This window comes from Neisseria sp. N95_16, from assembly GCF_002551535.2.
Classification (GTDB): domain Bacteria; phylum Pseudomonadota; class Gammaproteobacteria; order Burkholderiales; family Neisseriaceae; genus Neisseria; species Neisseria brasiliensis.
This window is the reverse complement of the sequence record NZ_PDBT02000084.1, coordinates 1-8,988: the sequence shown is the minus strand read 5'-3', so window position 1 is coordinate 8,988 and position 8,988 is coordinate 1. Positions and strand designations below refer to the sequence as shown.

At 49.2% G+C, this 8,988-nt stretch carries 10 protein-coding genes; 7 read left to right on the top strand and 3 right to left on the bottom strand.

The genetic code is table 11. The annotated features are described in order from the left end of the window. Window positions 1-121: 121 nt before the first annotated feature. Both CRG49_RS11215 and CRG49_RS11210 read right to left on the bottom strand, forming a co-directional pair. Complete coding sequence (locus CRG49_RS11215) at window positions 122-982, bottom strand: folate-binding protein YgfZ (RefSeq protein ID WP_095503117.1); 861 nt, start codon at window positions 980-982, stop codon at window positions 122-124. Window positions 983-1,116: 134 nt separating this feature from the next. Then, window positions 1,117-1,473, bottom strand: coding sequence for a RidA family protein (locus CRG49_RS11210; protein WP_095503116.1), 357 nt, complete (start codon window positions 1,471-1,473; stop codon window positions 1,117-1,119). Window positions 1,474-1,612: 139 nt separating this feature from the next. Here CRG49_RS11210 and CRG49_RS11205 point away from each other — a divergent pair, with 139 nt between their 5' ends. From CRG49_RS11205 to CRG49_RS11195, 3 genes are all read left to right on the top strand, one after another. After that, window positions 1,613-1,972, top strand: a complete 360-nt coding sequence (locus tag CRG49_RS11205; RefSeq protein WP_095503120.1) for a DUF4870 domain-containing protein — start codon at window positions 1,613-1,615, stop codon at window positions 1,970-1,972. A 91-nt stretch (window positions 1,973-2,063) separates the two neighbouring features. Beyond that, on the top strand, window positions 2,064-2,939 hold the full coding sequence (locus tag CRG49_RS11200) for a DMT family transporter (RefSeq protein ID WP_095503119.1): 876 nt from the start codon (window positions 2,064-2,066) through the stop codon (window positions 2,937-2,939). 387 nt (window positions 2,940-3,326) lie between these two features. Continuing rightward, window positions 3,327-4,649: an anaerobic C4-dicarboxylate transporter gene (locus CRG49_RS11195; RefSeq protein ID WP_198515163.1), complete on the top strand. Its 1,323-nt coding sequence runs from the start codon at window positions 3,327-3,329 to the stop codon at window positions 4,647-4,649. Window positions 4,650-4,704: 55 nt separating this feature from the next. Here the strand turns inward: CRG49_RS11195 and CRG49_RS11190 are convergent, their stop codons facing one another. Continuing rightward, a complete protein-coding gene (locus CRG49_RS11190; RefSeq protein WP_095503114.1) occupies window positions 4,705-5,148 on the bottom strand; it encodes a DUF4124 domain-containing protein in 444 nt (147 codons plus the stop codon). A 226-nt stretch (window positions 5,149-5,374) separates the two neighbouring features. Here CRG49_RS11190 and guaB point away from each other — a divergent pair, with 226 nt between their 5' ends. The 4 genes from guaB to CRG49_RS14020 form a co-directional block, all read left to right on the top strand. Beyond that, window positions 5,375-6,838, top strand: coding sequence for an IMP dehydrogenase (gene guaB / locus CRG49_RS11185; RefSeq protein WP_095503113.1), 1,464 nt, complete (start codon window positions 5,375-5,377; stop codon window positions 6,836-6,838). Between the two features lie 279 nt (window positions 6,839-7,117). Then, the gene (gene eno / locus CRG49_RS11180; RefSeq protein ID WP_095503118.1) at window positions 7,118-8,404 is read left to right on the top strand and encodes a phosphopyruvate hydratase; all 1,287 of its coding nucleotides are present in this window, start codon (window positions 7,118-7,120) and stop codon (window positions 8,402-8,404) included. 18 nt (window positions 8,405-8,422) lie between these two features. Then, window positions 8,423-8,701 (top strand): cell division protein FtsB, encoded by a 279-nt coding sequence (ftsB, locus tag CRG49_RS11175; protein ID WP_095503112.1) that lies wholly within the window; start codon window positions 8,423-8,425, stop codon window positions 8,699-8,701. Window positions 8,702-8,817: 116 nt separating this feature from the next. Continuing rightward, a partial coding sequence (locus tag CRG49_RS14020) for a helix-turn-helix domain-containing protein (protein ID WP_157807888.1) occupies window positions 8,818-8,988 on the top strand: 171 nt, incomplete at its 3' end.

Sequence of the window (8,988 nt, the reverse complement as noted above, 5' to 3'; positions counted from 1 at the left end):
CCGCCGACCGAGAAAGACATTGGACTATGAGACACCGGGTGATCTGTTTTCAGCAGCCCTTGCCAATGGCATTTGAGCGTTGCACTTGAAATGCGAATGTAAGGGCCTTTATTGATCTTACTTATTCTTTCGGCTCAACCGTAAAAAATAATTGTTCTACCGCTAAAGCATTGCCATCGGCATCGGTTAATGCTGCATCGGCAGCGGAAAATTTAATCACGGCTAAGCTTAAGCTGCCGTTGTCGGTGAAGGCGGTATTGATGATTTGGCCGGCTTCTTCGCCACCGACTTGCACCGCAATGCCCGCCGCTTCTAATGAGTTGCCGCTCAATACGGCCAAACCGCGTTTCACTTGGCCGCGGTATTGGGCGCGCGCGATAATTTCCTGACCCGGATAGCAGCCTTTACGGAAATGAACGCCGCCGATAATGTGTTGGTTGAGCATTTGCGCCACAGCGGTTTCTTTGGTGGCGGCAGAAATCCAAGCGTAGCCGCTGCAGATTTCGTGCAGATTCCAAGCATTCTCTGCGGCTGCGTCGTGTGGTGGTAATTGTTCTGCCAAACCGACTTTCAGACGGCCTGTGTGCGGCAGATGAATGCACCAAACATCGTTTTGGTTTTCAGCGGCAAAAGCCAAGCTCGGCTCGGCGGCAATCACGGCTTTGGCATCATCAGCCAATTCTCCGACCACGGCAAAATCGGCCAAGGGCTCAAACACCACTTTGGCGCGAAGCACATACATGCGCAATTTTTTAATAATCGGTTCAATCAAATCCTGCGCCATCACCAGCAGCAAATCATCGCCGCGGTTGAGCACGATCATATTGGCTAATACGCGGCCTTTGGCTGTGTTGTAAGTGGCGTAACAGGCTTGGCCGGTGGCTAGGTTTTGAATGTCGTTTGACAATTGATTGTGTAAAAAATCGGCTCGGTCGTCACCGCTGACACGGACAACGCCGAAGAAAGGCAGGCGGGTTTGCATGGTGGGGATTCCTTGATAATAGTCAGAAATAAGGTTTGCAATGGGGATGATATGGGGTCGTTATCATCAAAATAAAGACCAAATCTCTCAGGCCGTCTGAATATCTGCTGATGTTTTCAGACGGCCTGAAATTATTATTTCGCCTGAACTGCTGAAACCTTGATTTCGACTTTCCATTCTGGTTTGGCCAGTTTGGCTTCTACGCAGGCGCGGGCAGGGGAATGCTTGGGATCAACCCATGCATCCCAAGCTTCATTCATTGCGGCGTAGTCGGCCATATCGGTCAGATAAATGGTGGCTTCGACAATATGTTGTTTGCTGGAGCCGCATTGTTGTAACCATGAGTCAATTTGCGCCAACACATCGGCGGTCTGCGTTTTCGCATCGGCTTGTTCGGTGTTTTCAGGCACCATGCCGGATAGGAACACGAAGCCATTGGCTACGGTGGCTTCGGATAGGCGGGCGTGTTGGCCGAAATATTCAATGCTCATGTCGGAACTCCTGATTTTAAAAGTGATGTATGATATAGTAAACAAAGTTTCACCGAAGGTCGGCACAAGGCTGGCGCTTCTTAAAAATTTAAGTCACTATAATATCAACATCCGCAAAATTCAAATTTCAGGGGCAAAAATGAACGACATTATTCCTACCCAAACACCAGCCAACGACAACCGCCGAACTTATATGATGGTGATTTACGGCCTGTATGCGTTGACCATTTTCACCGCATTTTCATGCATCATCGGCGTGATTCTGGCTTATGTAAAACGCGACGACATGCGCGGCACGGTTTACGAGCATCACATCAGCTACCTGATCAAAACATTTTGGGTATGCGTGATTTGCTATATTATCGGCGCGGCGACGATGTTTATTGGCATCGGTTTGGTGTTCTTATTTATCGTGAGCTTGTGGTTTATTTACCGCGTGGTTGCCGGCTTTGTGAAACTGTATGACGGCAAGCCGGTCTCACCTGACGGCTGGTTATAAATCTACATTTAATCCGCTTATTTTTCAGACGGCCTTTATTTGATTAAAGGCGTTTGAAGTTTGTTTTAGCCCTTTGAATGAGAAAGAAAATATGCATTATCTTGTTGCCAGTATTGTGTGCAGCGTGTTGGTGTCGGTGTTGCTGAAGGTAGCGCGCAAACAGAAAATCAAAATCGAGCAAGCAGTGGCTGTGAATTATATTGTGGCGATTACGCTGACGATGATGGTGTTGAAGCCGGATTTGAGCAATCTGGCAGGCTTTTTGCCGACGTGGTGGCTGTTTGCCGCATTGGGCGTGTTGCTGCCGAGCGTATTTGTGATTATGGGTAAGGCGGTGGAAAGTGTCGGCATCGTCAAATCGGATGCGGCGCAGCGGCTGTCGCTGTTCTTGCCGATTGTCGCGTCATTTGCCATTTTTGGCGAACAATTGACCGAAGGCCGTCTGATTGGTATTGCGTTGGCGTTTGTGGCGCTGTTTTGTTTGTTGTGGAAAGCGGATGGCAGCAAAAAATCGGGTAGCATCACCACGCAAATCAGTTTGCTGATGGGTGTTTGGGCGGGCTACGGTGTGATCGATATTTTGTTCAAACAAGTGGCCAAAAGCGGCACAGCGTTTGCCGGTAATTTATTGGTGGCGTTTTGCCTGGCGGCCATTTTGATGTTTGCTTATCTGTTTTCCAAAGGCACCAAATGGACCAAAGAAGGCATCATCGGTGGCGTCTTGCTCGGCGGCTTGAACTTTTTAAACATCGTCACCTACATCAGCGCGCACCAAGCCATGAGCGATAACCCGACGCTGGTTTTCGCGGGCATGAACATGGGCGTGATTGTGTTGGGCACTTTAGTCGGTGCGTGGATATTCAAAGAAAAAATCAGCAGCATCAACGCCGCCGGCATCAGCGTAGCTTTGGTGGCGATTGCGTGTTTGTTTTATTGGGAACAGATTCGCGGGTTTGTTGATATGTAAGTTGAGAGTAATTTAATCTTTAAAGGCTGAGACCTTTGCAAAACCCTAGATTTGAGTACAGTTCAAAGTTGTAGCAGCGCAGAAAGTGCAGACATATCATCAAGATAGGCAAGCTTTCGAGCCGCGCGCAACGAAGAAATGTGCCAAAGATAGGGATTTTGTGAAGGTATCAGGCCGTCTGAAATTTCAGACGGCCTTTGTTTATGTAAGGAATTTGTTTATTTATGTTTATTCATGTATGATTGAAAAAATTGATGTTGACGATAGCCGGTGCTTTCGCCCGGCTTTTTTGCGTTTGTTCTTTAAGCATAAATAAAAGTTGCTTGACTACGCGAAGCGGCAAAACGTTTTCACAAATTAATCAATAATGGAGTGTGTATGTCTGGCATGTTTTTCATTCAGTTTGCCATTGTGCTGCTGTGTATTTTAATCGGCGCAAGGCTGGGTGGTATCGGCTTGGGTGTGATGGGCGGTATCGGTTTGGCGGTGTTGGCATTTGGTTTCGGCATGGAGCCGACCAGCCCGCCGATTGATGTGATGCTGATGATTATGGCGGTGGTGTCGGCGGCGGCGGCGATGCAGGCCAGTGGTGGTTTGGATTACATGATTAAAATAGCCACGCGCGTGCTGCATAAAAATCCGAAATACATCACGTTTATCGCGCCAATGGTGACGTGGACGTTTACCGTATTGGCAGGCACCGGCCATGTGGCTTATTCGGTGTTGCCGGTGATTGCTGAAGTAAGCCGCCGCAACGGCATCCGACCATCGCGCCCGTTGACCATGGCAGTGATTGCGTCGCAGTTTGCCATTGTGGCCAGCCCGATTGCGGCGGCCGTGGTGGCAACGGTGACTTATTTGGAACCGCAAAACATCACCATGACCGACGTCTTGAAAGTCACCATGCCGGCAACCCTGTTGGGCATTGGCTTGGCTTGCGTGTTCGTCAATAAATTGGGTAAAGATTTAAAAGACGATCCGCATTATCAAGCTTTGTTGCAAGACCCGAATTATGTGAACGCCCATGCGGTAGATGAATCTGAGCGTGAGACGTTCAACGTCAGCCCGCAGGCGAAATTATCGGTGGGCATTTTCTTGTTGGCGGCGGTATTGGTGGTGATAATGGGCGCGTTGCCGGAATTGCGCCCGGTATTCGGCGAAGAAGCCAAACCGATGGGTATGGCGCACACGATTGAGATTGTGATGCTGGCGGCAGCCGCGTTTATTATTTTGTTGTGCAAACCGAATGGCGACGACATCACACGCGGTTCGGTATTCCATGCCGGTATGCGCGCGGTGATTGCCGTATTCGGTGTGGCGTGGTTGGGTGATACGCTGATGCACGGTCATTTGGCGGAAGTGAAAGAAGCAGTATCACACTTGGTCGAAGCTGCGCCGTGGACATTTGCTTTTGCTTTGTTTGTGTTGTCGGTATTGGTCAACAGCCAAGGCGCGACGGTGGCGACCTTGTTCCCGATTGCGATTTCTTTGGGCGTCCCAACCGAAATCATTTTGGGTACTTTCGTGGCGGTGAACGGCTATTTCTTTATCCCAAATTACGGCCCGATTATTGCCGCCATCGATTTCGACAGCACGGGCACAACCAAAATCGGCAAGTTTATTTTCAACCACAGCTTTATGATACCAGGCTTATTGAGCATGGCATTTTCTTTGGGCTTTGGTTTGTTGTTTGCCAAAATGTTTCTTTGATTAAATATAAACAAAATGCCGTCTGAAATTTCAGACGGCATTTTATATTTGTGAATCAGTTGCAATATTTACTGATGTCGGCATCGTAGCGTTGTTTCAATGCTTCACGATTATTGGCGCGGGCAGATTCGGCATAGTCGCGATTGAGACGGGCAGCTTTGCAGTTGTCGTCTTTCATCGATTGGTTGTCTTCGGCGATTTTTTGGTTTTGTGCTTCGATCTGCTTATTGGCTTCGGTGATTCGTTGATTGAGCTGATTTTGCTGCTCGGCAATCGAGCCTTCGCTTGGAGCCGGAGCCGCTGCTTTAACCGGCTGGTAAACCGTGTGTGTGCGCACATTCATGGTGTTGCTGCGCGCCGGTTGCAGACGATGCGGCACATCGGAATAAGTGGTGGTGCCGTTGGTGTTGCGCCATGTGTACACGCTGTTGGCTGAAGCGGTGGCAGCAGTGAAGGACAAGCAAAGGGTCAGCAGGGTGTATGTTAGAGTCGTTTTCATAGGGTTTTCCGAGTAAAAGGGTATTTTGTGTTGTTTTCGATATTTTACTTGGTTTTTAAGCGGCATGTCATAAAAATCAGCGAAAATTTAGTAGGGAATAAGCTTCTTGCGCAGCAAATAGATTAAATTGTAAAAAATTAGTGCAAATAAGCAAGTGATTCTGTTAAGTCGATTCTTTACATGTTATAATGCCGTGCATCTTGCACAAACTGAAAGCCTGAGCATCATGCGTATCGTAGAAAAAGCCTATACTTTTGACGACGTTTTATTGGTTCCTGCACACTCAACCGTGCTGCCGCGCGACGTTAAACTTCAAACCAAACTCACCCGCGAAATCACGCTCAATATTCCTTTACTTTCCGCTGCGATGGATACTGTAACCGAAGCCAAGCTGGCCATTTCAATGGCGCAGGAAGGCGGTATCGGTATTATCCATAAAAACATGACGCCGGAGCTGCAAGCGCGTGCGGTGTCGAAAGTGAAGCGCCATGAAAGCGGTATCGTGAAAGATCCGGTAACCGTGGCGCCGGATGTATTGATTGGCGATTTGCTGAAACAACGTGCCGAACGCAAACGCAAAATGTCGGGCTTGCCAGTGGTGGAAAACGGCAAAGTGGTTGGCATTGTGACCAACCGTGATTTGCGTTTTGAAGAGCGTTTGGATTTGCCGGTATCGGCCATCATGACCCCGCGCGATCGTTTGGTTACCGTAGCCGAAGGCACCAGCATTGAAGAAGCGCGCGAATTAATGCATCAGCATAAAGTTGAGCGTGTTTTGGTGTTGAACGAGCAAGACGAACTTAAAGGCTTGATTACGGTTAAAGATATTCTGAAAAACACCGAATTCCCAAATGCCAACAAAGATTCCGAAGGCCGTCTGCGTGTCGGCGCAGCGGTAGGCACCGGCGGCGATACCGAAGCGCGTGTCAAAGCTTTGGTCGAAGCCGGTGTCGACGTAATTGTGGTTGACACTGCCCACGGCCACAGCCAAGGCGTGATTGAACGCGTGCGCTGGGTGAAAGAAAACTATCCGCAAGTGCAGGTGATTGGCGGCAATATTGCCACTGCCCAAGCAGCGTTGGATTTGGTGGCTGCCGGTGCGGACGCGGTGAAAGTGGGTATCGGCCCGGGTTCGATTTGTACCACCCGTATCGTGGCCGGTGTTGGTGTACCGCAATTGACTGCCGTGCACAATGTTTCCGAAGCCTTAAAAGGCACGGGCGTACCACTGATTGCTGACGGCGGTATCCGTTTCTCAGGCGATATTTCCAAAGCCTTGGCCGCAGGTGCCTACAGCGTGATGCTGGGCGGTATGTTTGCCGGTACCGAAGAAGCGCCGGGCGAAATCGAACTCTACCAAGGCCGCTCATACAAATCTTACCGCGGCATGGGTTCGCTGGGCGCGATGAGCCAAGGATCTGCCGACCGCTATTTCCAAGACAAAACCGACAGCACCGACAAATACGTGCCGGAAGGCATTGAAGGCCGTGTGCCGTACAAAGGCCCGATTGTGAACATCATCCATCAATTGATGGGCGGTTTGCGCTCGAGCATGGGTTATTTGGGTTGCGCCAGCATTAATGAAATGCACGAGAAAGCCGAATTCGTGGAAATCACTTCCGCCGGTATGAGCGAATCACACGTTCACGATGTGCAAATCACTAAAGAAGCACCGAATTACCATCGTTAATTTGTTAATTTGAATCAAGGCCGTTTGAAAAGTTTTCTGTATAATGCTTTTCAGACGGCCTTTTGCACAATATCTGTCTTTTCCAGCTATCAGGCCGTCTGAAAAACTGTTAAACTATACCGGTTTGATTGAGTCGGTTTGATAAACGAATAAACCGATGCTAAAAGATTCATGAAAATCTGCTGCTGATTGGTTCAGACGGCCTTTAATGAGGCAGTCTGAAACATCTGCAGCTTTTCAAAAGCCGATTTTTCCCTTCCCTTTATTTGGAGAATGTTCATGAGCGCAATCGTTGATATTTTTGCCCGCGAAATCTTGGACTCACGCGGTAATCCTACCGTTGAGTGTGATGTGTTGTTGGAATCAGGCGTAATGGGTCGTGCTGCCGTGCCAAGTGGTGCGTCAACCGGCCAAAAAGAAGCGCTGGAATTGCGTGACGGCGATAAAAGCCGTTATTTGGGCAAAGGTGTGTTGACTGCGGTTGAGCATGTCAATAACGAAATCGCCCAAGCTTTGATTGGTGTGGATGCCAGCGAGCAATCTTACATCGACCAAATCATGCTGGAATTAGACGGCACCGACAACAAAGGCCGTTTGGGTGCGAATGCGACTTTGGCTGTGTCTATGGCGGTTGCCCGCGCTGCGGCTGAAGATGCAGGCTTGCCACTGTACCGTTACTTGGGCGGTGCCGGTCCGATGGCTTTGCCAGTACCGATGATGAACGTCATCAACGGCGGCGAACACGCCAACAATAGCTTGAATATTCAAGAATTCATGATTATGCCGGTGGGCGCGAAATCATTCCGTGAAGCTTTGCGTTGCGGTGCGGAAATTTTCCACGCGCTGAAAAAATTGTGCGACAGCAAAGGCTTCCCGACTACCGTCGGTGACGAAGGCGGTTTTGCCCCTAACCTGAACAGCCACGAAGAAGCACTGCAATTGATGGTAGAAGCTACCGAAGCCGCAGGCTACAAAGCCGGTGAAGATGTATTGTTTGCCTTGGATTGCGCATCAAGCGAATTCTACAAAGACGGCCAATACCACTTGGAAGCCGAAGGCAAAGCCTACAGCAGCGAAGAATTTGCTAACTACTTGGCTGACTTGGTGGCCAAATACCCAATCATCTCTATCGAAGACGGTATGGATGAAAACGACTGGGACGGCTGGAGACTACTCACCGACAAATTGGGCGGTAAAGTACAATTGGTCGGCGACGATTTGTTCGTGACCAATCCGAAAATCTTGGCCGAAGGCATTGAAAAAGGCGTGGCCAACGCATTGTTGGTGAAAGTAAACCAAATCGGTACTTTGAGCGAAACCTTGCAAGCCGTTGATTTGGCCAAACGCAACCGTTACGCCAGCGTGATGAGCCACCGCTCGGGCGAAACCGAAGACAGCACCATTGCCGACTTGGCCGTGGCAACCAACTGCATGCAGATCAAAACCGGTTCATTGAGCCGCTCTGACCGCATGGCGAAATACAACCAATTGCTGCGTATTGAAGAAGAATTGGCCGAAGCCGCTTACTACCCGGGCAAAGCCGCCTTCTACCAATTGGGCAAATAAGAATAGGAAGTATGTTGCATGAAGTGGGTGACCATCGTTTTATCCATCGCACTGGTATGGTTTCAGTATAGCCTGTGGTTCGGTAAGGGCAGCTGGGGGCATGCGGATGAGTTGAAGGAACAGCTTGCAGTGCAGGAAGAAAAAAACCAAACGCTCACTTTGCGCAATAATTTCTTAGCGGCGGAAGTGGACGATTTGGCCAACGGCCAAGAAGCCATTTCCGAAATTGCCCGCGTGGAATTGGGCTATGTGCAAGATGGTGAAACTTATTACCGTTTTATCGAGCGCAGCCGTTAAGAAATTTATTTTCTCAATTAAAGGCCCTTACATTCGCCTAACAAGTGCAATTTCCAATAACAGAAAAGGCCAGTATGCGGTAGTATACTGCCTTTCCTGACAAGAAAGATTGCAATATGGCCTACACACAACTGACCTCACACCAAAGATACTACATTTCCAGACATTACCGCAACCTACCCCTAAACCAAATCGCACAGAACATCGGTTGTCATCCCGCCACCGTCAGTCGGGAAATCAGACGGCATTCCGTCAACGGAACCTACTGTTACCGAAAAGCACAACAG

Excerpts from the sequence above, each read along its gene's own strand:
- CRG49_RS11215 (WP_095503117.1), bottom strand. The coding sequence starts at position 982 with ATGCAAACCCGCCTGCCTTTCTTCGGCGTTGTCCGTGTCAGCGGTGAC.
- CRG49_RS11210 (WP_095503116.1), bottom strand. The coding sequence starts at position 1,473 with ATGAGCATTGAATATTTCGGCCAACACGCCCGCCTATCCGAAGCCACC.
- CRG49_RS11205 (WP_095503120.1), top strand. The coding sequence starts at position 1,613 with ATGAACGACATTATTCCTACCCAAACACCAGCCAACGACAACCGCCGA.
- CRG49_RS11200 (WP_095503119.1), top strand. The coding sequence starts at position 2,064 with ATGCATTATCTTGTTGCCAGTATTGTGTGCAGCGTGTTGGTGTCGGTG.
- CRG49_RS11195 (WP_198515163.1), top strand. The coding sequence starts at position 3,327 with ATGTTTTTCATTCAGTTTGCCATTGTGCTGCTGTGTATTTTAATCGGC.
- CRG49_RS11190 (WP_095503114.1), bottom strand. The coding sequence starts at position 5,148 with ATGAAAACGACTCTAACATACACCCTGCTGACCCTTTGCTTGTCCTTC.
- guaB (WP_095503113.1), top strand. The coding sequence starts at position 5,375 with ATGCGTATCGTAGAAAAAGCCTATACTTTTGACGACGTTTTATTGGTT.
- eno (WP_095503118.1), top strand. The coding sequence starts at position 7,118 with ATGAGCGCAATCGTTGATATTTTTGCCCGCGAAATCTTGGACTCACGC.
- ftsB (WP_095503112.1), top strand. The coding sequence starts at position 8,423 with ATGAAGTGGGTGACCATCGTTTTATCCATCGCACTGGTATGGTTTCAG.